Origin of the sequence: Streptomyces sp. NPDC050548 (assembly GCF_044457385.1) — a bacterium.
In the GTDB taxonomy this organism is placed as follows: Bacteria; Actinomycetota; Actinomycetes; order Streptomycetales; family Streptomycetaceae; genus Streptomyces.
In genome coordinates, this window is the sequence record NZ_JBITGV010000023.1 from 79,158 (window position 1) to 102,460 (window position 23,303).

Here is a 23,303-nt window from a genome sequence, read left to right on the forward strand (position 1 = left end):
GTCTTTATCAAACTCACTATGGCAGGAGGGACGGAGCGAATTCGCTCCGTATGGATGGACGTGAAGCGATACTTCCGTGGGCCGGTCATGTGGATCGTGCTGGCCGTCCTTGCCGTGGTCGTGTTGATGCAGGTCGTCGGCTCGTCCGGCGGCTACAAGACGGTGGACACCGGCCAGGTCGTCCAGGCGATCAACGACAACAAGGTCGAGTCGGCCAAGATCACCACCGGTGACGAGCAGACCATCAAGGTCACGCTCAAGAGCGGCTCCAAGGTCGAGGGCAGCTCCAAGATCCAGGCGAGCTACATCGGCGACCAGGGCGTGGACCTCGCGGCCACGCTGCAGACCAAATACCAGGACAAGCAGATTCCGGACGGCTACACGGTCTCGCCGACGAAGCAGAACGCTTTCGTCGGGATCCTGCTGTCCCTGCTCCCCTTCGTCCTCATCGTGGTCGTCTTCCTGTTCCTGATGAACCAGATGCAGGGCGGCGGCTCCCGAGTCATGAACTTCGGGAAGTCCAAGGCCAAGCTCATCACCAAGGACACCCCGAAGACGACGTTCGCGGACGTCGCGGGCTCCGACGAGGCCGTCGAGGAACTGCACGAGATCAAGGAGTTCCTCCAGGAGCCGGCGAAGTTCCAGGCCGTCGGCGCCAAGATCCCCAAGGGCGTACTCCTGTACGGCCCCCCCGGCACCGGCAAGACCCTGCTGGCGCGCGCCGTCGCGGGCGAGGCCGGGGTGCCCTTCTACTCGATCTCCGGTTCCGACTTCGTCGAGATGTTCGTCGGTGTCGGTGCCTCCCGAGTCCGTGACCTGTTCGAGCAGGCCAAGGCGAACGCCCCGGCGATCGTCTTCGTCGACGAGATCGACGCGGTCGGCCGCCACCGCGGCGCCGGCCTCGGCGGTGGACACGACGAGCGCGAGCAGACGCTGAACCAGCTGCTCGTCGAGATGGACGGCTTCGACGTCAAGGGCGGCGTGATCCTCATCGCCGCGACGAACCGGCCCGACATCCTCGACCCGGCCCTCCTGCGCCCCGGCCGCTTCGACCGCCAGATCGCGGTCGACCGCCCGGACATGCAGGGCCGTCTGGAGATCCTCAAGGTCCACCAGAAGGGCAAGCCGGTCGCACCGGACGTCGACCTCTCCGCGGTCGCCCGTCGCACGCCGGGCTTCACCGGCGCGGACCTGAGCAACGTCCTCAACGAGGCCGCCCTGCTCACCGCCCGAGGCAACCGCAAGCTGATCGACAACTCCATGCTGGACGAGGCGATCGACCGTGTGGTCGCGGGCCCGCAGAAGCGGACCCGGATCATGTCGGACAAGGAGAAGAAGATCACCGCGTACCACGAGGGCGGACACGCCCTGGTCGCGGCGGCTTCCCCCAACTCCGACCCGGTCCACAAGATCACGATCCTCTCCCGAGGCCGTGCTCTCGGCTACACGATGGTCCTGCCCGAAGAGGACAAGTACTCGACCACGCGCAACGAGATGCTGGACCAGCTCGCTTACATGCTGGGCGGTCGCGCGGCCGAGGAACTGGTCTTCCACGACCCGACCACGGGTGCCGCGAACGACATCGAGAAGGCCACCGCCACGGCCCGCGCGATGGTCACGCAGTACGGCATGACCGAGCGCCTCGGCGCGATCAAGTTCGGCGGCGACAACACCGAGCCCTTCCTGGGCCGGGAGATGTCGCACCCGCGCGACTACTCGGAAGAGGTCGCCGCGCTCGTCGACGAAGAGGTCAAGAAGCTCATCGAGAACGCGCACAACGAGGCCTGGGAGATCCTGGTCGAGAACCGTGACGTGCTCGACGCGCTCGTGCTCCAGCTGCTGGAGAAGGAGACGCTGAACAAGGAGCAGATCGCCGAGGTCTTCGCTCCCATCGTGAAGCGCCCGGCCCGCCCCTCGTGGACCGGCTCCTCCCGCCGTACGCCGTCCACCCGCCCGCCGGTGCTCTCCCCCAAGGAGCTGTCACTGACGAACGGATCGAACGGCGCGGGTCCCGCGATCACCGCCGGTGCGACCGCCGAGTCCTCTCCCACGCTGGAGAAGGCCCCGGAGGAACGCCCCGACAACTGACGCGAGCCTCACACGGCCCGAAATGGATGCCGCGTCCCCCTGGTCTTAGCCTGGGGGACGCGGCATTTCGTTTTGCCCGCAGCTGAGGCGTGTGTCCCGCACACGCGTGACCCGCACAGGAACGAGGCACGACATGACCGACCCCGTGACGCTGGACGGCGAGGGAACGATCGGCGTCTTCGACGAGAAGCGCGCCGAGAGCGCCGTACGCGAACTGCTGATCGCGGTCGGCGAGGACCCGGACCGGGAGGGGCTGAGGGAGACTCCGGCGCGGGTGGCGCGGGCGTACAAGGAGATATTCGCGGGGTTGTGGCAGAAGCCCGAGGACGTGCTGACGACGACGTTCGACCTGGGGCACGACGAGATGGTGCTGGTGAAGGACATCGAGGTGCTCAGCTCGTGTGAGCATCACCTGGTGCCGTTCGTCGGGGTCGCCCATGTCGGGTACATCCCGTCCAGCGACGGCAAGATCACGGGGCTGTCGAAGCTGGCGCGGCTGGTGGACGTCTATGCCCGGCGGCCGCAGGTGCAGGAACGGCTCACTACGCAGATCGCGGATTCGCTGATGCAGATCCTGGAGCCTCGGGGGGTCATCGTCGTCGTCGAGTGCGAGCACATGTGCATGTCTATGCGGGGGGTGCGGAAGCCTGGCGCCAAGACGATTACGTCTGCCGTGCGTGGGCAGTTGCGGGACTCCGCTACCCGTAATGAGGCGATGAGCTTGATCATGGCTCGCTGAGGTCGTCTGTCTGGTGCGGCTCCGTTGTGGCTGGTCGCGCAGTTCCCCGCGCCCCTTTGGGGCGCCTCAAGTGAACGGTGCGCTTAGGTGACCGGTGTTGCGCCCGCCGCGTTGTTGTCGTCGTCCTCCGGGAGTTTGCAGACGCGCTCCAGGAAGATCGCCGCCGCTATGACCGCGATGCCTGCCAGGACCGAGAAGCCGGCGTAGATGGCCTGGTCGCGGCGGGCCGGGATGTCCAGGGACTCCAGGAGGTAGGCGCCCGTGCCGCCGTACATGCCGGCGACGAGGGCGGCGACCAGGGCGCTGGCCTGGCCGAAGACGACCGCGCGGGCGGCCATCAGGGGGTCGACTCCCTTGGCGCCGGGGCGGCGCTCGCGCTGTGCCTTGAGGCGGGCGCGCAGCGAGAGCGCCGTGGCCAGCAGGACCGCCGCGATCACGGCGAGGACGATCGGCGCGGCCAGCGGGACGCTGGGCAGGGTCCCCACCGCACTCCACAGTCGCGCACCTGCCCAGGACAGCACTCCGGCGACGACGAACACGCCGGCCAGCACCCTGATCCGCAGCTCTCTCACGGTGTCCCTTCAGCTCCCCGTGCCCTGTCCGGGCGTTGTGGTCGTCTCGACCTTAACGACTACTCGGGCAGCCGGAGTTCCAGGTCCTTGCGGGGCGCGACCCCGTCACGGGTGATGTCGTCCAGGAGGGCGGCGACCGGGCCGTGGCCGGGCAGCTGCGCCTCGGGTTCCACGTCGTGCCAGGGGACGAGCACGAAGGCCCGTTCGTGGGCGCGCGGGTGGGGGAGCGTCAGCACGGGGTCGTCGGAGACGACATCGGCGTACGCGACGATGTCGACGTCGAGTGTGCGCGCGCCCCAGCGCTCCTCGCGGACCCGGTGGAAGGCCTCCTCGACCGCGTGCGCCCGCTCCAGGAGGGACGACGGGGGCAGGGTGGTCTTGAGGACGACGACGGCGTTGAAGTACGAGGGCTGGCTGCCGGGTTCGACGCCCCAGGGCTCCGTCTCGTAGACGGGTGACACGGCTTTGACGCGGACGCCGGGGGTGTCCTCCAGGGCGTCGATGGCGCCCTGGAGGGTCTCCAGGCGGTTGCCCAGGTTGGCGCCGATGGAGATGACGGCGCGCTTGGGGTTGCTGAGGGTGGTGTCGGCGGCGTCCACCTGCCGCACCACGGAGGCGGGTACCGGCTGGACGGTCGGGTCGCTGTGACTCTCGGTGAACGAGAAGGTCATACTCGGCTCCGGGTGATGGTGACGGTCACGTCGTCGAAGGGGACGGTGATCGGGGCGTCCGGCTTGTGGACGCGCACCTCGACCTCCTCGACCCCTTCGTGCTTCAGGCAGGTCTGTGCGATGCGCTCGGCGAGGGTCTCGATGAGGTTGACCGGCTCGCCCTGGACGACGGCCACGACCTCCTCGGCCACGATGCCGTAGTGCACGGTCTTCGTCAGGTCGTCGTCGTCGGCGGCCGGCCGGGTGTCCAGGCCCAGGACGAGGTCCACGATGAAGGTCTGGCCCTCCTCGCGCTCCTTCGGGAACACGCCGTGGTACCCGCGGGCCTTGAGGCCGCTCAGCGCGACACGATCCACGCGAATCACTCCTGCAATCGTCGGTGGTGGCCGGTTCATACCGGGTGCGGGCGGTACACCGGCCTCGAACGAATCTACCTGCGGGCACTGACAGTGCCGGGCCGCGAGGGCGTGGGCGCCGTCCGGGCCCGCAGGTTTCGCCGACCGTTTCCCCCGGGGAACCCGGCGGCTCATGGGTCGGTAGCCGCCCCTACCCGCCGGTTCGTGATTCCAACCACTTCTTGGTCCTGATGGGTCCCGGTCGACTCCTCCGGGGGGCCTCTACCCGCTCAGGAGGGTGTGTCGTCGCTTTCGTCCTCGTCGTTCTCGGCCAGGACCGGGGACGCGTGGTGCGACCAGAGCTTCCAACCCTCGGGGGTGCGCCGGAACACGTTCGTGGCGACCACGAGCTGGCCGACGAGCGGGCCGAGTTCGTCGCTGTCCTCGGGGGCCGGGCCGCCGCTGAGGATGTTCTCCGTGCAGGTGACCAGGGCGGTGTCGCCGGTCACCGAGACGTGGACGTCGGTCAGGAAGAACTGGATGTACTCGGTGTTCGCCATGATCAGCGCGTACGACCGCAGGACCTCGCCGCGTCCGGTGAGCACCGGCCAGCCCGGGTGCACGCAGGAGATCACGCCGGTGTCCGCGGGGTCGTGGTACTCCTCGTCGACGCCCAGGTCGGCGGGGGTGAGCCAGAGGTCGGACAGTTCGTCGAAGTCGCCGCGCTCCAGGGTCTCGTAGAACGCCGTGTTGGCGAGTTCGACCTGTTCGACGTCGGTGTGGGGGGCGCTCACCGGGCTCCCTCGGAGCTGGGGTGCGAGGCCGGGTGGGCGCCGAGGGCGCGCGCTCCCTCGACGGCGCGGGCGACGCGTACGGCGTCCGCGGTGGCGTGCACCTCGTGGACGCGCACCGCCCATGCGCCGGCGTGCGCCGCGAGCGCGGAGACGGCGGCGGTGGCGGCGTCGCGCTCGCGCGCGGGCGGGGGCGCTCCCTCGGGGCCGGCGAGGACATGGCCGAGGAACCGCTTGCGGGAGGCGGCGACCAGCAGGGGGTGGCCGAGACCGAGCAGCCGGTCGAGGTGGGCGAGGAGGACGAGGTCGTGTTCGGCGTCCTTGGAGAAGCCGAGGCCCGGATCGACGACGACACGGTCGGGGGCGACGCCTCCGGCGAGAACGGCCTCCACACGCGCGTGCAGCTCGTCGACGACTTCGGTGACGACGTCGTCGTAGACGCCCCTGACGTTGCCGCCCTCCAGGAAGCCGCGCCAGTGCATGACGACGAAGGGGGCGCCCGAGGCGGCGACGACCGGGATCATCGCGGGGTCGGCGAGGCCGCCGCTGACGTCGTTGACCAGGGCGGCGCCGGCGGTGAGGGCCTGTTCGGCGACGGAGGCGCGCATGGTGTCGACGGAGACGGTGACGCCCTCGGAGGCGAGACCGCGCACTACGGGGATGACGCGCTTGAGTTCTTCCGCCTCGTCGACGCGGGTGGCGCCGGGGCGGGTGGACTCCCCGCCGACGTCCACGAGGTCGGCGCCCTCGGTGACCAGGCCGAGGCCGCGCTTGACCGCGGCCGTGGTGTCGAAGAAGCGGCCGCCGTCGGAGAAGGAATCAGGGGTGACGTTCACAACCCCCATGACCGCGCACCGGTCCCATTCCGGAAGGCCCGCGACGCGCCCGCGCCCGCTCTGCTTGCTCATGCGTTCAGCGTAGGCCTTGGGGGAGGGGCGACGGTCCCGCGGGCCGAATGCTCTGCATGCAAAGGGGCCGGTCCGAGCGAGCGCACCCCGCGCGGAGGCGGGGTGCGCGCTCGGACCGGCCCGGTCGCTCAAGCGGCCCGCACATCCCGTTCCGCGAGCCCGTGGGCGCAGGCCGGAGCCACGGCCTTGCGGCGGCGGAGGAAGCGGGGCAGGGGGAGGGCGAGGTTGACGAAGCCCTCGGCCTGCATCGCGGCGAAGCCGATGCGGGGGAGGTCGCCGGAGGCGCGGTAGACGACGAAGCGCGGCTCCCAGCGGGGCTGGAACTTGGCGTTGAACTTGTACAGGGACTCGATCTGGAACCAGCGCGACAGGAAGACCAGCAGCCCGCGCCAGGCCCGCAGCACCGGGCCCGCGCCGATCTTCTCGCCGCGCGCGAGGGCCGCGCGGAACATCGCGAAGTTGAGCGACACGCGCGTGATGCCGAGCTTCGGTGCCGCCTGGAGGGAGGCGACGATCAGCAGTTCGTTCATCCCCGGGTCGGCCGCGCGGTCGCGGCGCATCAGGTCCAGGGACATGCCGTCGGTGCCCCAGGGCACGAAGTGCAGGATCGCCTTCAGATCGCCGAACTCGCCCGGCTGTTCGTCGGCCTTGTGAGCGGTCGCGACGAAGCAGTCGCCGTCGGCGGGGTCGCCGATGCGGCCGAGCGCCATGGAGAAGCCGCGTTCGGTGTCGGTGCCGCGCCAGGCCTCCGCGGCGAGCCGGATCCGCTCCAGCTCGCCCTCACTGACGTCACGTACACGCCGTACCCGGGTTTCGTAGCCGGCCCGCTCGATGCGCTTCACCATTTGGCGCACGTTGCGCATCGCGCGCCCGGCGAGCGAGAAATCCGCCACGTCCACCACCGCCTCGTCGCCGAGTTCGAGGGCGTCGAGGCCGGTCTCGCGGGTCCACACCTCGCCGCCGGTCTCGGAGCAGCCCATGACGGCCGGCGTCCAGGAGTGGGCCTTCGCCTCGTCCATGAACCGCTCGATGGCGCCCGGCCAGGCCTCCACGTCGCCGATGGGGTCACCGCTGGCGAGCATCACTCCGGAGACGACGCGGTACGTCACCGCCGCCTTGCCGCTGGGCGAGAAGACGACGGCCTTGTCGCGGCGCAGCGCGAAGTGACCGAGCGAGTCGCGGCGGCCGTGCTTCTCAAGGAGGGCGCGCAGTTGCGTCTCGTCCTCAGGAGTGAGCCGCGCGGCCGGGTGTTCGGGCCGGAAGGCGAGGTAGATCGTCGTCACGGCGGTGAGCAGCCCCAGGGCGCCCAGGGAGAAGGCGACCGTCCAGGAGGTGCTGCCCTCGTAGTCGACCGGTCCCTCGAAGCCGAACAGGCCGTACAGGACGTGACTGATCCGGTCGGCCAGGCTCGGGTCGCCGACCATGCGCTTGGAGTGGACGCTGACGATGACCAGTCCGAGGACGAGGGAACCGGCGCCCATGAGCACGAAGTTGGCGAGCGCTCGCCACCTGCTGCGCGGGTCGGGCAGCGCGCGGAACTCGTCGCGGTGCATCAGCAGCGGTGCGAGCAGCGCGGCCGAGATGACGACTCCTATGACCGAGTGCCGGTACGCGAACTGCGCCACAGCGCCCGCCGGCAGCAGCGCCACCGCGGCCCGCCAGGCCCGGCGCTTGCGCCGCCTGAGCCCGTGCGCGAGGAGCAGCAGCAGTACGCCGGCGCTGAGCGAGAGCGCGGCGGCGAAGGGGCCGAGCGCGCCCGGCAGCACCTCGGCCATGGTGTGCATACGGCTGTGCCGGAAGCGCGGGAACACCCCCGCGGCGATGTCCAGCAGGCCGACGAGGGCGCAGGCCCTGGCGACGAGCGTGGGAACGACCTCGGGGCGCGGACCTCGGACTATGCGCCGGACCCGGCCTGACCGGCTCGGAACCCCACCCGACAATTCCCCATCTATCCTGACAGACATCGCATCCCGTAGTTCTGCGAGAGACCTTGGATCCGGGCCCGATTCGGGCATCCGGCGACATTGCGCCCTCTAGGACGGTGTCTAGGGGAAGGAGGTTCCTTCCTCACCGGAAAGCCGGTTCAAAGGCAGTGGAAAGCCCGGGGCAAACGCACGCGAAGGTTGCGTGCCGCCAGGGCGGAAAGCGCAGGCGGGGACAGTTCATGGGACTCACGAGCAACAAAGTGCTGGCACTGGCGTTCGTGTGCGCCGTGCTGCTGTTCGTCGGCACGGTATGGCTGTGGCCGCGGCTGGCCCGACGGAACTGGCGGGCCGTCAGCGGGCGCGTCGGCCTGCTGCTGGCAACGCAGTTGGTGCTCTTCGTGTCGGTGGGCCTCGGCGCCAATCAGGCCTTCGGGTTCTACGCCAGCTGGTCCGACCTGTTCGGCCGGGAGACCGACCAGGGCGTCGTCGTCGACCACACGGCGCTCCGGGGCGCGGGCGGCCCGCTCCACGTGGTCGGCACCCGGCGGGTGGACGCCCCGGGCGGCGCCTCCCTGCCGAGCAGCGTGGGCCAGGTGCAGCGGGTCGACATAGTCGGCCGTACGACCCACATCGCCACTCCGGCGTACGTCTATCTGCCGCCGGAGTACTTCCAACCGCGGTACCGCACGCGCACGTTCCCGGCGACGGTCGTCCTCACGGGGTATCCGGGCACCGCCCAGGCGCTCGTCGACAAGCTCAACTACCCGCGCACGGCACTGCAGCTGGCCAGGAGCGGCCGGATGCGGCCGATGATCCTGGTGATGCTGCGGCCCACGGTGGCGCCGCCGCGCGACACGGAGTGCGTGGACGTCCCGGGCGGACCGCGGACCGAGTCGTTCTTCGCCAAGGACCTCCCGGACGCCGTGACGACCCACTACAGGGTGAGCAGAAAACCGGGGAGCTGGGGCATCGTCGGTGATTCCACGGGCGGTTACTGCGCCCTGAAACTCGCCATGCACCACCCCGGGGTGTACGCGGCGGGCGCGGGCCTCTCGCCGTACTACAAGGCGCCGACCGACCCCACCACCGGTGACCTCTTCCAGGGCGACGAGACGCTGCGCAACGAGGCGAACCTGTGGTGGTACCTCAAGCACCGGCCCGCGCCCGACACCTCACTGCTCGTCACCAGCAGCAAGGCCGGGGAGCACAACTACAAGGACACCCTGAAATTCATCGACAAGGTGAAGGCCAACAACTCCACCCGTATCGCGTCGATCATCCTGGACAGCGGCGGCCACAACTTCAACACCTGGCGACGGGAGATCCCGGCGACCCTGGAGTGGTTGAGCGGACGGCTCGGCAACGGCTGAAAGTGACCGTTAAACTGAGGTGAGGGAATAGGAGTGGCTGTGTTTTTACCGGGCGGGGCACCATGATTCGCCTACGCGCGGTAAGTTTCTGGCCATGCCACGTGGACGTCACCGCCATTCCCCGCCGTTGCACCGGCTGTTGCCTCCCTCGGCGATCGCAGGCGTGTCGCTCGTCTGCGCCTTCGGGCCGTGGGTCTTCTCGCAAGCCGCCGCGCTGCGCATAGTCGCGGCGATAGCCGCCGCGACCGCGCTCGTCGGTGCGGCCGTCATGCGCCGCTGGGACACTCAGGCGGGCAAGCAGGTCGCCGACCTGGTACGCGCGCGTACGAGCGACGAGTGGCGCTACGAGGAGCGGCTCGCCGAACTTGAGTCCGACCTCGACGAGTCGCGCGAACTGCGCGTCAAGCTGGAGCACAAGCTGCGCGCCAAGCGCACGGAGCTGGCGGGGCTGCGCAACGAACACGCGGCACTGCTGCGCCGGTACGCCACGGCGGAGACCGAGCGTGCCAGCGCCCTGGAGGGCCGCCGCCTGCTGGAGATAGAGGCCGCGGAGCCCGCCACGCACGCGTTGCCGCCGGTTCCGGCGGACGCCGCCGACGAGGTCCCGGCGGACGTGGACCTGGACCTCGTGGATGTCCAGGACGACGAAGACGACTCCGCGACGGACGACACCGAGGCTGTGGCTGCCCCGGCCGAGTCCGCCACGGATGCCGAGGACGCCGGCGAGGAGTCCGAGTCCGAGGTCGTCGCGGAGAAGAAGCAGGCGGCTTCACCGGTGTTCTCCCCGGAGGGGTCCAAGCTGTTCCTGCGCGCGCAGGCGGCACTGGTGCGGCTCGACGACGACGCCGAGTCGGCGGCGCCCGCGCCGAAGGACGACGACGCCGAGTCGGCGGCGCCCGCGCCGAAGGACGACGACTCCGCGTCGGCCGAGCCCGCCCCGGTGGAGGCCGGCGGCGGCCCCGCGGCCGAGTCGGAGGCCGCGCAGGAGGACGAGGCGGAGGGGAAGCCCGAGGCGGTCGACGGGCATGAGCACGCGGCCGCCGTCCCCCCGGCCGCGAAGTCCGTCCAACCCGCGCATCCCTCGGGCCACTTCACCGTGCCGACCGCGGTGGCGGTCGTACCGGCGTCTCCCGTACGGCGGCCGATCGAGGGCGGGTTCGACTTCTTCGGCATGCAGAAGGGCGCGGCGTCCGCCGAGATGGACGCCGTACAGAACGAGGATCTCGCCGACGTCGTGGGCCAGGAGGCCCTGGCGGTGCACAAGGCGGAGGCCGAGGCGCAGTTCAAGCCGGCCGACGAGCGCTCCCGGGGTGTCGGCGCGGTCCAGGTCATCGACCTGACGGCGCACGACGAGACCGAGCAGATCAACCTTCCCGGACTGCGCAGCGCGGCTTCCTGACCGGGCCTCAGGCCATCCAGCGGTCCGGGCGGGCGTCCCTGCGGCCCGTCCGGGAGCGCTCGGCCTGGGCGCGGAGCAGCTCCGCGGCCTCGCCGGCGTCCCGCAGACGGGCTGTCACGGTCGCGTTGGCCCCCGTGTCCACATGCACCTCGGCAAGCCCCCAGAGCCGCTCCCAGGGCCCTTGCGTGAGCCGTACGCTCTGCACCTTCGCGTGCGGCACCAGCGCCGTGCTGCGGCGCAGCAGTCCGTGCCGGGCCACGAACACCGTGTCGGTGACCGCGAGGCCGTAGCCCCGCCACCACAGCGGCACGCAGCGACCCGCCCTGCGCGGCGGCCGGGACAGCTCCGGGCGCGACGGCACCGTCACACCGGGCAGCACGCGCGCGACGACCGACTCGGCGATCTCGCGCGGGGCGACCGGCACCAGCACGGAGTTGGACGATCCGGCCACGTCCAGCTCGACCCGCACCCAGCCGCGCCGCCGCCACAGCAGCGGCTCCACGATCCGCACGGTCTGCACCCGCCCCGGGGGCACGGTCTCGTGCGTGCGGTCCAGCAGCCCGTGGTCGATGCGCAGCCCGTCGGGGGACTCGCCCACCGTCCAGTCGTACTCGCCGACGAACCGCCCCACACTGCTCGCGCCCGCCGCGCCCAGCAGCGGCAGCGCGGTCGCGAGGACCGTCCACACGCTGTGGGTGGCGAGCCACAGCAGCGGCGGTACGACGAGGGCGGCGGCCAGCGATCCCCAGGTGGCGCCGGTCAGCACCAGGGACACCGCGAGGACGCCGGCCGGTACGTGCAGCAGTTGCTGCGAGGGCGCCTCGCCGACCTCGTGGGCGGTCTCGGGCGCGAACCCGGCCGCCCGCGCGAGGAGTTCGGCCCGCAGCGCCCGCGCCTCGTCCTCTCCGAGGAAGGCCAGTTCGTCCTTCTTGTCGGTGCCTACGACGTCCAGCTTCAGCTTGGCGACGCCCGCCACGCGCGCGAGAAGCGGCTGCGTCACGTCGACCGCCTGGATGCGTTCCAGCCGGATGTGCGCGGTGCGCCGGAACAACAGGCCGGTACGGATGCGCAGTTCGGTGTCGGTCACCGCGAAGTGGGTGAACCACCAGGTCAGGAAGCCGTACAGACCGGCGGCCGGCACGATCACGGCCAGCGCGATCAGCAGGGTGACGGTGGTCAGCCGGGTCAGCTGTTCCTGGGCCTGGTTGGGGTCGTGCACCGCCCACCCGATGATGACGGCGACCGGCGCCCACGCCCGGCGCAACGGCGTCACCGGATGCAACCGCCGCTCCACGACGGGCACTTGCTCCCGTACGACCGCCGCGACCTCTGCGGCCTCGGGTACGTCCTTGTCGGCGCCCGGCGTCGTCACAGCCCCGCCGATCGGGCCTCGCCGAGCTCGGTGAGCCGGTCGCGCAGCCGCTCCGCCTCGGCCGGGTCCAGCCCCGGGATGGTCGCGTCGGTCGCCGCGGCGGCCGTGTGCAGCTGCACGCTGGCGAGCCCGAAGTGCCGCTCCACGGGCCCCGAGGTCACCTCCACGAGCTGCATCCGCCCGTACGGGACGATCGTCTCGTGGTGCCACAGCACGCCCTTGCTGATCAGCAGGTCGTCGGCGCGCTCGGCGTACCGCCAGGAGCGCCAGTTGCGGCCCAGGACCACCCAGCCCCACGCCATGAGGCCGAGCGGCAGCAGCGCGAACGCCGCCCACCCCGGGCCGGCGAACAGGCCCAGCGGCACCCCCAGGGCAAGGGTCAGCACCCCCAGCCACACCACCAGCAGCATCCGGCGCATCTTCAGCAGCCCCGGCGGCAGCCCGGTCCACACCGGCTCGCGCGCCGCGTCGTCCTGAGCGGCAGTCCCCGTTTCCATGGCGCAAGCGTACGTACGAGAGACTGTGTCCATGACTCCCACGACGGAGACCACGGTCGGTATCGGCGGCGCCGCGGAAAGCACCGACATGGTGCTCAACATCGGCCCCCAACACCCCTCCACGCACGGAGTGCTGCGGCTGCGGCTCGTCCTGGACGGCGAGCGCATCCAGCACGCGGAGCCGGTGATCGGCTATATGCACCGCGGCGCCGAGAAGCTCTTCGAGGCGCGCGACTACCGCCAGATCATCATGCTCGCCAACCGCCACGACTGGCTGTCGGCGTTCTCGAACGAGCTGGGCGTGGTCCTCGCGGTGGAGCGCATGCTCGGCATGGAGGTGCCCCCGCGCGCGGTGTGGACGCGCACGCTGCTCGCCGAGCTGAACCGGGTGCTCAACCACCTGATGTTCCTGGGGTCCTACCCCCTCGAACTCGGCGGTATCACCCCGGTGTTCTACGCGTTCCGGGAGCGCGAGGTCCTTCAGAACGTCATGGAGGAGGTCTCCGGCGGGCGCATGCACTACATGTTCAACCGCGTCGGCGGCCTCAAGGAGGACCTGCCCGCCGGATGGGCCTCCCGCGCGCGTGAAGCCGTCGCCGCCGTACGTTCCCGGATGGACCGCTTCGACGACCTGGTGCTCGGCAACGAGATCTTCCGGGGGCGCACCCGGGGGGTCGGCGCGCTGTCCGCGGAGGCCGTGCACGCCTACGGGGTGAGCGGGCCCATCGCGCGTGCCTCGGGCGTCGACTTCGATCTGCGGCGCGACGAGCCGTATCTCGCGTACGGCGATCTCCAGGACACCCTGAAGGTCGTCACGCGCCAGGAGGGCGACTGTCTCGCCCGCTTCGAAGTGCTCCTGGAGCAGACCCACAACGCGCTCGACCTCGCGGACGCCTGCCTCGACCGGCTCGCCGAGCTGGAGCCGGGGCCGATCAACCAGCGGCTCCCGAAGGTCCTCAAGGCGCCCGAGGGGCACACCTACGCGTGGACCGAGAACCCGCTCGGCATCAACGGCTACTACCTCGTCAGCAAGGGCGAGAAGACCCCGTACCGGCTGAAGCTGCGTTCGGCGTCCTACAACAACATCCAGGCACTCGCGGTGCTGCTTCCGGGGACGCTGGTGGCGGACATGGTGGCGATTCTGGGGTCGTTGTTCTTCGTGGTCGGGGACATCGACAAGTAGGCGACAAGTAGAGGGCGTTCACGGCTCGCCCAGCGGGTCCGGAATTCCAACCGACTGCACGAGCCAGCCGAAGTCGCCGAGGCCGCCCGGTGCGGTGAGTTCGGCGGCTTCTCCGGCGCGCGCGAGGGCGCGGACGTACCCCGTCGGGTCGGTGGACGCCAGCGTGAGCGGGGGGCGCGCGCCTGTGACGCCGAGGGCGCGCAGGGCGGCGCGTTGGGTGAGCAGGCGTGCGCCGGGGAGCGTGCCCGCCGAAGTCGCGGCCGTCGCGCAGGCGTCCAGTGCGACGTGCGCGGTGATGTCGCAGGAGCCGTCCGGCACGGGTGCCGTCTCGCGGCCCTCGCGGAAGCCGGTGAGGGTGCCGAACGGGGGGCGGGTCTCCAGGGTGTGCGCGTAGTCGACGGCGACCGCGAGTCCCCGTTCGACGGTGGCTACGGCGGACGCCCAGGCCGTGTCCCTGGGGAGCCCGATCTCGGCGCGCAGCCCCTCCTCGGGCGCCAGGGGCCACCACCGCGCGAGCCACTCGGCCTCCGCACCGGCGACCGGCTCCCCGAGCCGCTCGGTCCCGTCCTCCCGTACGAGCACGAGCCGCGGCACGCCGGCGGAGTCCACCTCGGCGACCTCCACCGGTACGTTGTCCAGCCACTCGTTGGCGAACAGCAGGCCGGTGATCCCCTTCGGGGAGTCGGTCAGCCACTCGACGCGGGGATCGAGTCCCTCGGGGCGGTCGGCGATCTCGACGCCGTACGCACGCACGCGTGCCGTCACTTTGGCGGGCAGCGCGGCGAGCACGCCGGTCACCAGCTCGCCGCGGCCCGCGCCCAGGTCCACGAGGTCCAGCGCGGCCGGCCGGTCCAGCGCCTCGTCCACCCGGCACAGCAGCCGTGCCACGGCCCCGGCGAAGAGCGCCGACGCGTGCACGGACGTACGGAAGTGCCCGGCGGGCCCCTCGGGCCTCCGGTAGAACCCCTGGGGCCCGTACAGCGCGTCCTCGGTCGCCGCCCGCCAGCCCCGCCACCCGGCCGCAGTGTCGTCCGTCACGGTGCCAGATTAAGTGCACAGGACAACCGGGCCTCCACCTTGGGGAGTACGCCGGGCGTATACGGATCGATCCTCCGGTTGACCCCGGCACACTTCGCGCTTCCCTACGCTGGGTTACGTGCAGCGCCTCTACGACTTCCTCCGCAGACACCCGACATGGGTCGACACCTTCTGGGCTGTCTTCCTGCTGGGGCTGAGCGGCGTGAGCATCGCGAGTACCAGCTACGCGTCGGGCCGGCACGGGACGGCCACGGGCGCGCTCGCGGTGTCCGCCGTCATGTGCGTGGCGATCGCGCTGCGCCGCCGCTGGCCGGAGAAGATGCTGGTCCTGGTCCTGGTGACGGGGCTCGCGCAGCTGATCCTCGACATCGAGCCCGTGGTGGCCGACTTCGCCATGCTGGTGATCGTCTACACGGTCGCCGCGATCGGGGCCCGCTGGGCCTCCCGCTTCGCCCTGGCGACCGGTCTGGGCGCGGCGACCCTGTCGCAGATCCGCTGGCCCCAGGAGCACACCAGTTCCGCCGGTCTTGTCGCGCTCGCGGTCTTCCAGACGGTGCCGTTCGCGCTGGCCTGGGTGCTGGGCGACTCGATGCGCACCCGGCGCGCGTACTTCGCGCAACTGGAGGAGCGCGCCGCGCGCCTGGAGAAGGAGCGCGAGGCGCAGGCGAAGGTCGCGGTCGCCGCCGAGCGCGCCCGGATCGCCCGCGAACTGCACGACGTGGTCGCGCACAACGTGTCGGTGATGGTGGTCCAGGCCGACGGCGCCGCCTATGTCCTGGACTCCGCGCCGGACCAGGCGAAGAAGGCCCTGGAGACGATCTCCTCCACCGGCCGCCAGGCTCTCGCCGAGATGCGCCGCCTGCTGGGTGTGCTGCGCACCGGCGAGCACAAGGAGGCCGGGGAGTACGTTCCGCAGCCGGACGTCGAGCAGATCGACGACCTGGTCGAGCAGTGCCGTACGTCCGGACTGCCCGTCGACTTCAAGGTCGAGGGCACCCCGCGCCCGCTGCCCAGCGGCGTCGAGCTGACCGCGTACCGGATCGTGCAGGAGGCGCTCACCAACACCCGCAAGCACGGGGGGCCGAACACGGGCGCCAGTGTGCGGCTGGTGTACTTCGACGACGGTCTGGGGCTGCTCGTCGAGGACGACGGCAAGGGCGCCCCGCACGAGCTGTACGAGGAGGGCGGCGTCGACGGCCAGGGGCACGGTCTGATCGGTATGCGCGAGCGGGTCGGCATGGTCGGGGGCACTCTGGACGCGGGCCCGCGCCCGGGCGGCGGGTTCCGCATCAGCGCGCTGCTGCCGCTGAAACCCGCCCACTGATCTTCGTACGCCGATTACTGACACCTGTAACGAATTAACGAATCGTTGAACGACCTGTTGAACGGCCTCAACCTGTTGAATGAATTGTTGAACGATCCTGCTGACGGAACGGAAGAGGACCCGATGACGATCCGCGTGATGCTCGTCGACGACCAGGTGCTGCTGCGCACCGGTTTCCGGATGGTGCTCGCCGCCCAGCCGGACATGGAGGTCGTCGCGGAGGCGGGCGACGGTGTCGAGGCCCTTCAGGTGCTGGCCGCCACCGCGGTCGACGTGGTGCTGATGGACGTCCGTATGCCGAAGCTGGACGGGGTGGAGACCACCCGCCGCATCTGCCAGGGCGAGAACCCGCCGAAGGTGCTGATCCTGACCACTTTCGACCTCGACGAGTACGCCTTCTCCGGGCTGAAGGCCGGCGCCTCCGGGTTCATGCTCAAGGACGTGCCGCCCGGCGAACTCCTCACCGCGATCCGCTCCGTGCACAGCGGCGACGCCGTGGTGGCGCCCTCCACGACCCGCCGGCTCCTGGACCGCTTCGCCCCGATGCTGCCCTCCGCCGGCAAGGAGCCTCAGCACAAGGAGTTGGAGCGGCTCACCGAGCGCGAGCGCGAGGTCATGATCCTCGTCGCCACGGGGCTGTCCAACGGCGAGATCGCGGCCCGCCTGGTGCTGTCCGAGGCGACCGTGAAGACCCATGTCGGCCGCATCCTGACCAAGCTGGGCCTGCGGGACCGGGTGCAGGTGGTCGTCCTGGCGTACGAGACGGGGCTGGTGCGGGCCGGCGGGCACGGCTGAGGCACGGTGACCGCGTGAGGCACGGTGACCGCGACTACCTGAGGATGCCCTCCAGGAAGTCGCTGCCCAGACGGGCCACCATCGTGACGTCCAGCTGGTGCAGGACGTAGCGGCCGCGGCGGCGGGTGGTGATCAGACCGGCCCTCTTCAGGACGCCGAGGTGACGGGATATCTCCGGGGCGGTCATGCCGTGCACCTGGGTCAGCTCACTGGTGGTGTACGCGGTGCGGGCCAGGCTGCGGCACAGGCGCATACGGACCGGGTGGGACAGGGCCGTCATCCGCAGGGTCAGCTGTTCCAAGGAGGTCGGCGCGGCGAACTTGGGCGACCCCACGGGGTAGTGCACGACCGGCTGCCAGCCGTAGCGGTACAGGACCGTCAGATGCGGCCAGCCCAGGCTGGTGGGGACCAGGAGGAGGCCGCCGTCCTGGGTCGCCGTACGGCCGTCGCCGAGCTTGTCGACCGTGATGCGGGTGGCGCTCTCGTCGAGCGTCACCGCGGTGGACATCGACGTCAGCGCCTCCGCCAGGCCCTTGTGCCGCAGGAGGTCCGTCTTGTGGCGGGCGTCGGCCGCGAGCTGGTGCTGCATCCGCGACCAGGTGTCCGCGAAGAACGCCTCGTCGCAGTCCTCCAGGAACTGCCGCAGCCAGGCCCTGGTCCGCGGCGGATCGGCCAACAGCCGCTCGGTGAACGCCAGTTGACGCGGACCGCGGGTCGCTGCCTGCTCCAGGGCACGCAGCCTGATCGTGGCGTCCGAGAGCGGGCCGGGTCCGCCGGTGCTGTAGGTGATGTTGCAGGTGGTGAACTCCAGTGCCGCGTCCACGAACTGCTCGTCCGTCAGCTTGTCCATCAGGTCCAGCTCTTCGGCGAGGGTGGCCCCGGGGAGCGTGCTGCGGCCCGGGATGCCCGCGTACGGCAGGAACAGGTCGGAGAACGTCGACCGCCACAGGAAGTCCGCCTCGCACATCCGGTCCGCCAGATGCGGGTCGAGCCGCGCGGTGACACCGGTCACCCACCCCTGGAGGCCGGGATGGTGACCCGGCTCGGACATCGCGTGCAGCGCCATGCACAGCTCGCCCAGGGGCGAGGGCGCGAAGACGACCTGCTCCTGCCGCAGCCCCGTGATGTCGATGTGCACGCTCATGTCCCCATCGTGCACCTCGCCACTGACAACGCCCCCGTCGATTGACACTGCCCGTCAATCGACGCGCCACCCGCCGCCCGTCAGGACCGCCCCGCCTGCTGACACCCGGCAGGGCCGACGCCCCTCAGCCACCCCCGGTCTCCTCCTTCAGACGGACCACGAAGTCCGCGACCGCCGCCTTCACGTCCTCGGCCGTCCACTCCAGGGCGGCGGCCCGGACATAGACCTCCGTCACCGCCAGCCCCGGACCCTTCGCGTCCCAGGGATTGGAGAACAGAGCGGTCCTCGTCTCCTCCGTCGTCCGGATCGCGGCCTCCGTGACGGCGTCACGGTCGTACGGCAGCCAGACCTGGAAGTCGAGTGTGTGCGGCTGCTCGGGGTGGACGCGCATCCACGGCAGCCCGGCCGCGGTGAAGCCCTCGCGCAGTGCCTCGGCGACCACGCGCGCGTGGGCCACGTACGCGGGCAGCCGGGGCAGCTCCCGGTCCAGGCCCGCGAGTGCCGTCAGCACGGTGGGGAACTGCTGGAAGACCGCGCCTCCGTAGCGGTGCCGCCAGGTCTTCGCCTCGTCGATCAGGGTCTTCGGGCCGGCCAGCGCGGCGCCGCCGAGGGCGTCGAGGGACTTGTAGAACGACACGTAGACGCTGTCCGCCAGGCTCGCGATCTCGTCGAGCGGGCGGCCGAAGTGGGTGGTGGACTCCCACAGGCGGGCGCCGTCGAAGTGGACCACCGCGTCGCGTTCGTGCGCTGCGTCGACGAGGGCGGAGAGCTCCTCCCAGGTGGGGAGGACGAAACCGGCGTCCCGGAGGGGCAGTTCGAGCATCAGCGCCCCGAAGGGCTCGGGGAAGTCATGCACCTCGTCGGCGGTCGGCTGCCGGGGCTCGCTCGTCACATGGACCGGGCGCAAGCCGCTGACCTGGCTGAAGGCGTTCCGTTCGTGCACTTCGGGGTGGGCCAGCGGGTGCACGGCCACCGTCGGGTTGCCGGTACGCCCCGCCCAGCAGCGCAGGGCGACCTGCTGCGCCATCGTGCCCGTGGGGAAGAAGGCCGCGGCCTCCTTGCCGAGCAGTTCGGCGACCCGCTTCTCCAGGGTCTCCACGACCTCGCTGCCGTACATGTCCGACGCCTCGTCCAGGTCGTACAGCTCGGCCGCCTCCTGGACGAAGGCGAGTCGCTCCCGGAGGGGGTCCAGGAAGCCGAGGCGCGCGAGGGACCGCTCGGCGCTCCGGTTCGCGGCGATACGCCGTCTACGGCGCTCCAGGTTCCGTTCCTCCTCGGTCGCCGGCTCTGCCTCTTGGTCGCTGTGTTCCGCCGCATCGCTCATGCTCCGGATGATGCCTGGCGTACGTGCGTGCGAGCATCCGGGTTTCCACAGGCTTTCCCGTCCGCAACAGGCTGTGTGACAACCCACAGCCTGTGGACAACCGGACGCCCCTCGAACCGATCGCGTTAACATGACGAGAAATCGTCCGGTACCCGGAGCGGACTGGAACGGGAAGGCCGCACTCGCGTGAGTACATTCCAACAGCCAGAGCCCAAGGACCGCCCCGCGCGGCTCGCGGTCGGCGTCGTCGGCGCCGGCCGGGTGGGCCCCGTACTGGCCGCGTCCCTCCAGCTGGCCGGGCACCGTCCGGTGGCCGTCTCCGGGGTCTCCGACGCCTCCAGGCGACGGGCCGCGCTGATGCTCCCCGACGTGCCGGTGCTCACGCCCGCCCAGGTCCTGGAGCGCGCAGACCTGGTGCTGCTCACCGTCCCGGACGACGCCCTGCCCGGCCTCGTGGAGGGCCTCGCCGAGACCGGCGCCGTACGGCCGGGCCAGCTCCTCGTGCACACCTCCGGGCGGTACGGCGCGAAGGTCCTGGACCCCGCTCTGCGCGTCGGCGCGCTGCCGCTGGCCCTGCACCCCGCGATGACCTTCACGGGCACTCCTGTGGACGTCCAGCGCCTCGCGGGATGCTCCTTCGGGGTCACCGCGCCCGAGGAGCTCCGGCTGGCCGCCGAGGCCCTGGTCATCGAGATGGGCGGCGAGCCCGAGTGGATCGCCGAGGAGAACCGCCCGCTCTACCACGCGGCCCTCGCCCTGGGCGCCAATCACCTGGTCACGCTGGTCGCCGAGTCCATGGAGCTGCTGCGCACGGCCGGCGTCGAGGCCCCCGACCGGATGCTCGGCCCGCTGCTGGGCGCCGCCCTGGACAACGCCCTGCGCTCCGGCGACGCGGCCCTCACCGGCCCCGTCGCGCGCGGGGACGCGGGCACCGTCGCCGCGCACGTCACCGAGTTGCGCAAGCACGCCCCGGGGACCGTCGCCGGCTATCTGGCGATGGCCCGCGCGACCGCCGACCGGGCTCTGGCCCACGGGCTGCTCAAGCCGGAACTCGCCGAGGACCTCCTCGGGGTCCTCGCCAACGGCACCGAGGGAGATGCCGGATGACCACCACCCTGCTGCGCACCGCCGACGAACTGCACGCACGCACGCGTGCGGGCCGCCGCGCCGTCGTGATGACGATGGGCGCCCTGCACGAGGGCCACGCCACCCTGGTCCGCACCGCGCGCGAACTCGCCGGACCGGACGGCGAGGTCGTGGTCACCGTCTTCGTGAACCCGCTGCAGTTCGGCGAGGGCGAGGACCTCGACCGCTACCCGCGCACCCTGGACGCCGACCTCAAGATCGCCGAACAGGCGGGCGCCGACGTCGTGTTCGCCCCCTCCGTGGACGAGGTCTACCCCGGCGGCGAACCCCAGGTGCGCATCTCGGCGGGCCCCATGGGCGAACGCCTGGAGGGCGCCGTCCGCCCCGGGCACTTCGACGGCATGCTCACCGTCGTCGGCAAGCTGCTGCACCTCACCCGCCCCGACACCGCCCTGTTCGGCCAGAAGGACGCCCAGCAACTCGCCCTGATCCGCCGCATGGTGCGCGACCTGAACTTCGGCACCGAGATCGTCGGCGTGCCGACCGTGCGCGAGGCCGACGGCCTGGCCCTGTCCAGCCGCAACCGCTATCTGTCCCCCCAGGAGAGGCGCACCGCGCTCGCCCTCTCCCAGGCCCTGTTCGCCGGCCGCGACCGGCACGCGGCCCAGGAGGCGCTGCGCGCGCGGGCCCTCGAAGTGCCCGCCACACACGCGCGTGCCGAGGCGCTCAGCGCCATAGGGGAGTCCCGCGCGGCGGCCGACGCGCACGCCGTCGCCAAGGCCGCCCCCGGCCCCGGCGGTCCGGCGTCCGTCCGCGCCGCCGCCCGCCTGGTCCTCGACTCCGCCGCCCGCCTCGACCCGCCGCTCGCCCTGGACTACCTCGCCCTGGTCGACCCGTCCGACTTCACCGACGTGGACGAGGACTTCACCGGCGAGGCCGTCCTCGCCGTCGCCGCCCGGGTCGGGACGACCCGGCTGATCGACAACATCCCACTCGCTTTCGGAACCCTCGGAGCCGCCTCGTGACCAGCACAGGCATACGACTGCACGCGCCCGCCCCCGGGTGGTCCATCGCCGCGGACGTGGTGGTCGTCGGCTCCGGAGTGGCCGGGCTGACCGCGGCCCTGCGCTGCGAGGCGGCGGGCCTGCGGACGGTCGTCGTCACCAAGGCCCGTCTCGACGACGGCTCCACCCGCTGGGCCCAGGGCGGCATCGCCGCCGCCCTGGGGGAGGGCGACACCCCCGAACAGCACCTGGACGACACCCTGGTGGCGGGCGCGGGCCTGTGTGACGAGGAGGCCGTACGGATCCTCGTCACCGAGGGCCCCGACGCCGTACGGCGGCTCATCGAGACCGGCGCCCACTTCGACGAGTCCTCCGAAGGAGGACTGGAGCTGGCCCGCGAGGGCGGTCACCACCGGCGCCGCATCGCGCACGCGGGCGGCGACGCGACCGGCGCGGAGGTCTCCCGGGCGCTCGTCGAGGCCGTACACGCGCGTGGCCTGCGCACGATCGAGAACGCGCTCGTGCTGGACCTCCTGACGGACGCCGAGGGCCGTACGGCGGGCGTCACGCTGCACGTCATGGGAGAGGGCCAGCACGACGGTGTGGGCGCCGTGCACGCGCCCGCCGTGGTCCTCGCGACCGGCGGCATGGGGCAGGTCTTCTCGGCCACCACCAACCCGTCCGTGTCGACCGGCGACGGGGTCGCGCTCGCCCTCCGCGCGGGCGCCGAGGTCTCCGACCTGGAGTTCGTGCAGTTCCACCCCACCGTGCTGTTCCTCGGCGCCGACGCGGAGGGCCAGCAGCCCCTAGTCTCCGAGGCGGTGCGCGGCGAGGGCGCCCACATCGTCGACGCCGACGGCGTGCGCTTCATGGTGGGCCAGCACGAACTGGCCGAGCTGGCGCCCCGGGACATCGTCGCCAAGGGCATCACGCGGCGCATGCTGGAGCAGGACGCCGAGCACATGTTCCTCGACGCCCGGCACTTCGGCGCCGACATGTGGGAGCACCGCTTCCCGACGATCCTCGCTGCCTGCCGCAGCCACGGCATCGACCCGGTCACCGAGCCCGTCCCGGTCGCCCCGGCCGCCCACTACGCCTCCGGCGGCGTCCGCACCGACTCCCGGGGCCGTACGACCGTCCCCGGCCTGTACGCGTGCGGCGAGGTCGCCTGCACCGGCGTGCACGGCGCGAACCGGCTCGCCTCCAACTCCCTCCTCGAAGGCCTCGTCTACGCCGAGCGGATCGTCGCCGACATCACCGCGAGCCAGGCGGAGAACGCCCTCCACGCGCGCGTGCCCGAACCGGTCCCGCACCCCCAGAAGCCCGCGCACCCGCTGCTCGCCCCCGAGGCCCGCTTCGCGATCCAGCGGATCATGACCGAGGGCGCGGGCGTCCTGCGCTCCGCCGAATCCCTCGCCAGGGCCGCCGGACAGCTCCAGCAGCTGCACACCGACGCCCGCGACGCGCTCGACGAGAACGGCAAGACCGCCGAGCCCGGCGTCGACACCTGGGAGGCCACCAACCTCCTGTGCGTGGCCCGCGTCCTGGTCACCGCCGCCGCCCGGCGCGAGGAGACCCGCGGCTGCCACTGGCGCGAGGACCACGCCGAGCGCGACGACAGCGCCTGGCGCCGCCACATCGTCGTACGGCTGAATCCCGACCGCACGCTGGCCGTGCACACCACGGACACCGCAGACTTCCCCCCGACCCGGCAGCACCGTCCCCAGGAGCAGTGACA

General features: G+C 71.5%; 21 protein-coding genes. 10 read left to right on the plus strand and 11 right to left on the minus strand.

The genetic code is table 11. The features are described from left to right. Window positions 1–54 precede the first annotated feature (54 nt). Entirely contained in the window at window positions 55–2,088 is a 2,034-nt protein-coding gene (gene ftsH / locus ACIBJH_RS41895; protein ID WP_399122202.1) for an ATP-dependent zinc metalloprotease FtsH, read from the plus strand. A 133-nt stretch (window positions 2,089–2,221) separates the two neighbouring features. Beyond that, entirely contained in the window at window positions 2,222–2,827 is a 606-nt protein-coding gene (gene folE, locus ACIBJH_RS41900) for a GTP cyclohydrolase I FolE (protein ID WP_399122203.1), read from the plus strand. An 83-nt stretch (window positions 2,828–2,910) separates the two neighbouring features. On the opposite strand, the gene ACIBJH_RS41905 is transcribed toward folE, so the two are convergent. The 6 genes from ACIBJH_RS41905 to ACIBJH_RS41930 all read right to left on the minus strand — a co-directional run bounded on the left by ACIBJH_RS41905 (window position 2,911) and on the right by ACIBJH_RS41930 (window position 8,044). Then, entirely contained in the window at window positions 2,911–3,399 is a 489-nt protein-coding gene (locus ACIBJH_RS41905) for a DUF3180 domain-containing protein (RefSeq protein ID WP_026178785.1), read from the minus strand. A 59-nt stretch (window positions 3,400–3,458) separates the two neighbouring features. Next, complete coding sequence (gene folK / locus ACIBJH_RS41910) at window positions 3,459–4,070, minus strand: 2-amino-4-hydroxy-6-hydroxymethyldihydropteridine diphosphokinase (RefSeq protein WP_399122205.1); 612 nt, start codon at window positions 4,068–4,070, stop codon at window positions 3,459–3,461. Further along, window positions 4,067–4,426, minus strand: a complete 360-nt coding sequence (gene folB / locus ACIBJH_RS41915; RefSeq protein WP_399122206.1) for a dihydroneopterin aldolase — start codon at window positions 4,424–4,426, stop codon at window positions 4,067–4,069. Before folB ends, folK begins: the two co-directional genes overlap by 4 nt. A gap of 269 nt (window positions 4,427–4,695) precedes the next feature. Then, complete coding sequence (locus ACIBJH_RS41920; protein WP_399122207.1) at window positions 4,696–5,199, minus strand: nuclear transport factor 2 family protein; 504 nt, start codon at window positions 5,197–5,199, stop codon at window positions 4,696–4,698. After that, entirely contained in the window at window positions 5,196–6,104 is a 909-nt protein-coding gene (gene folP, locus ACIBJH_RS41925; RefSeq protein WP_399122208.1) for a dihydropteroate synthase, read from the minus strand. Before folP ends, ACIBJH_RS41920 begins: the two co-directional genes overlap by 4 nt. A gap of 128 nt (window positions 6,105–6,232) precedes the next feature. Then, window positions 6,233–8,044, minus strand: coding sequence for a phosphatidylglycerol lysyltransferase domain-containing protein (locus ACIBJH_RS41930; protein ID WP_200713468.1), 1,812 nt, complete (start codon window positions 8,042–8,044; stop codon window positions 6,233–6,235). Between the two features lie 224 nt (window positions 8,045–8,268). Between ACIBJH_RS41930 and ACIBJH_RS41935 the strand changes: the two genes are divergently transcribed. Then, window positions 8,269–9,399: an alpha/beta hydrolase gene (locus ACIBJH_RS41935; protein WP_399122209.1), complete on the plus strand. Its 1,131-nt coding sequence runs from the start codon at window positions 8,269–8,271 to the stop codon at window positions 9,397–9,399. Window positions 9,400–9,493: 94 nt separating this feature from the next. Then, entirely contained in the window at window positions 9,494–10,798 is a 1,305-nt protein-coding gene (locus ACIBJH_RS41940; RefSeq protein ID WP_399122210.1) for a hypothetical protein, read from the plus strand. A 7-nt stretch (window positions 10,799–10,805) separates the two neighbouring features. On the opposite strand, the gene ACIBJH_RS41945 is transcribed toward ACIBJH_RS41940, so the two are convergent. Both ACIBJH_RS41945 and ACIBJH_RS41950 read right to left on the minus strand, forming a co-directional pair. Continuing rightward, window positions 10,806–12,170 carry a PH domain-containing protein gene (locus ACIBJH_RS41945; RefSeq protein ID WP_399122211.1) on the minus strand — a complete coding sequence of 455 codons (1,365 nt, stop codon included), beginning with the start codon at window positions 12,168–12,170 and terminating at the stop codon, window positions 10,806–10,808. Beyond that, window positions 12,167–12,667, minus strand: coding sequence for a PH domain-containing protein (locus ACIBJH_RS41950; RefSeq protein ID WP_399122212.1), 501 nt, complete (start codon window positions 12,665–12,667; stop codon window positions 12,167–12,169). The genes ACIBJH_RS41945 and ACIBJH_RS41950 overlap by 4 nt, the downstream gene beginning before the upstream one ends. Window positions 12,668–12,698: 31 nt before the next feature. Between ACIBJH_RS41950 and ACIBJH_RS41955 the strand changes: the two genes are divergently transcribed. Further along, window positions 12,699–13,850, plus strand: a complete 1,152-nt coding sequence (locus ACIBJH_RS41955) for an NADH-quinone oxidoreductase subunit D (RefSeq protein WP_399122213.1) — start codon at window positions 12,699–12,701, stop codon at window positions 13,848–13,850. 18 nt (window positions 13,851–13,868) lie between these two features. Here ACIBJH_RS41955 and ACIBJH_RS41960 read toward each other — a convergent pair whose 3' ends face one another. Next, window positions 13,869–14,888 carry an SAM-dependent methyltransferase gene (locus ACIBJH_RS41960; RefSeq protein WP_399122214.1) on the minus strand — a complete coding sequence of 340 codons (1,020 nt, stop codon included), beginning with the start codon at window positions 14,886–14,888 and terminating at the stop codon, window positions 13,869–13,871. Window positions 14,889–15,006: 118 nt separating this feature from the next. On the opposite strand from ACIBJH_RS41960, the gene ACIBJH_RS41965 reads away from it, so the two are divergent. Next, complete coding sequence (locus ACIBJH_RS41965) at window positions 15,007–16,212, plus strand: histidine kinase (protein ID WP_399122215.1); 1,206 nt, start codon at window positions 15,007–15,009, stop codon at window positions 16,210–16,212. A 123-nt stretch (window positions 16,213–16,335) separates the two neighbouring features. Further along, the gene (locus ACIBJH_RS41970) at window positions 16,336–17,007 is read left to right on the plus strand and encodes a response regulator (RefSeq protein WP_399122216.1); all 672 of its coding nucleotides are present in this window, start codon (window positions 16,336–16,338) and stop codon (window positions 17,005–17,007) included. A 34-nt stretch (window positions 17,008–17,041) separates the two neighbouring features. Here ACIBJH_RS41970 and ACIBJH_RS41975 read toward each other — a convergent pair whose 3' ends face one another. Together ACIBJH_RS41975 and ACIBJH_RS41980 are read right to left on the minus strand one after the other, a co-directional pair. Next, the gene (locus ACIBJH_RS41975) at window positions 17,042–18,151 is read right to left on the minus strand and encodes a DUF5937 family protein (protein ID WP_399122217.1); all 1,110 of its coding nucleotides are present in this window, start codon (window positions 18,149–18,151) and stop codon (window positions 17,042–17,044) included. Window positions 18,152–18,275: 124 nt separating this feature from the next. Continuing rightward, window positions 18,276–19,475, minus strand: coding sequence for a threonine aldolase family protein (locus tag ACIBJH_RS41980; RefSeq protein ID WP_399122218.1), 1,200 nt, complete (start codon window positions 19,473–19,475; stop codon window positions 18,276–18,278). 186 nt (window positions 19,476–19,661) lie between these two features. Between ACIBJH_RS41980 and ACIBJH_RS41985 the strand changes: the two genes are divergently transcribed. From ACIBJH_RS41985 to ACIBJH_RS41995, 3 genes are read left to right on the plus strand one after another with little or no spacing between them, the layout of a single operon-like run. Continuing rightward, window positions 19,662–20,582 carry a Rossmann-like and DUF2520 domain-containing protein gene (locus ACIBJH_RS41985; RefSeq protein ID WP_399122219.1) on the plus strand — a complete coding sequence of 307 codons (921 nt, stop codon included), beginning with the start codon at window positions 19,662–19,664 and terminating at the stop codon, window positions 20,580–20,582. Further along, the gene (gene panC / locus ACIBJH_RS41990) at window positions 20,579–21,586 is read left to right on the plus strand and encodes a pantoate--beta-alanine ligase (RefSeq protein ID WP_399122220.1); all 1,008 of its coding nucleotides are present in this window, start codon (window positions 20,579–20,581) and stop codon (window positions 21,584–21,586) included. The genes ACIBJH_RS41985 and panC overlap by 4 nt, the downstream gene beginning before the upstream one ends. Beyond that, complete coding sequence (locus ACIBJH_RS41995) at window positions 21,583–23,301, plus strand: L-aspartate oxidase (protein ID WP_399122222.1); 1,719 nt, start codon at window positions 21,583–21,585, stop codon at window positions 23,299–23,301. Before panC ends, ACIBJH_RS41995 begins: the two co-directional genes overlap by 4 nt. The last annotated feature ends 2 nt before the right edge of the window (window positions 23,302–23,303 follow it).

Bases quoted from the DNA above. Each gene is read 5' to 3' on its own strand.
- panC (WP_399122220.1), top strand. From the start codon at position 20,579: ATGACCACCACCCTGCTGCGCACCGCCGACGAACTGCACGCACGCACG.
- ACIBJH_RS41970 (WP_399122216.1), top strand. From the start codon at position 16,336: ATGACGATCCGCGTGATGCTCGTCGACGACCAGGTGCTGCTGCGCACC.
- ACIBJH_RS41950 (WP_399122212.1), bottom strand. From the start codon at position 12,667: ATGGAAACGGGGACTGCCGCTCAGGACGACGCGGCGCGCGAGCCGGTG.
- ftsH (WP_399122202.1), top strand. From the start codon at position 55: ATGGACGTGAAGCGATACTTCCGTGGGCCGGTCATGTGGATCGTGCTG.
- ACIBJH_RS41955 (WP_399122213.1), top strand. From the start codon at position 12,699: ATGACTCCCACGACGGAGACCACGGTCGGTATCGGCGGCGCCGCGGAA.
- ACIBJH_RS41940 (WP_399122210.1), top strand. From the start codon at position 9,494: ATGCCACGTGGACGTCACCGCCATTCCCCGCCGTTGCACCGGCTGTTG.
- ACIBJH_RS41980 (WP_399122218.1), bottom strand. From the start codon at position 19,475: ATGAGCGATGCGGCGGAACACAGCGACCAAGAGGCAGAGCCGGCGACC.
- ACIBJH_RS41975 (WP_399122217.1), bottom strand. From the start codon at position 18,151: ATGAGCGTGCACATCGACATCACGGGGCTGCGGCAGGAGCAGGTCGTC.
- folK (WP_399122205.1), bottom strand. From the start codon at position 4,070: ATGACCTTCTCGTTCACCGAGAGTCACAGCGACCCGACCGTCCAGCCG.
- folE (WP_399122203.1), top strand. From the start codon at position 2,222: ATGACCGACCCCGTGACGCTGGACGGCGAGGGAACGATCGGCGTCTTC.
- folP (WP_399122208.1), bottom strand. From the start codon at position 6,104: ATGAGCAAGCAGAGCGGGCGCGGGCGCGTCGCGGGCCTTCCGGAATGG.
- ACIBJH_RS41935 (WP_399122209.1), top strand. From the start codon at position 8,269: ATGGGACTCACGAGCAACAAAGTGCTGGCACTGGCGTTCGTGTGCGCC.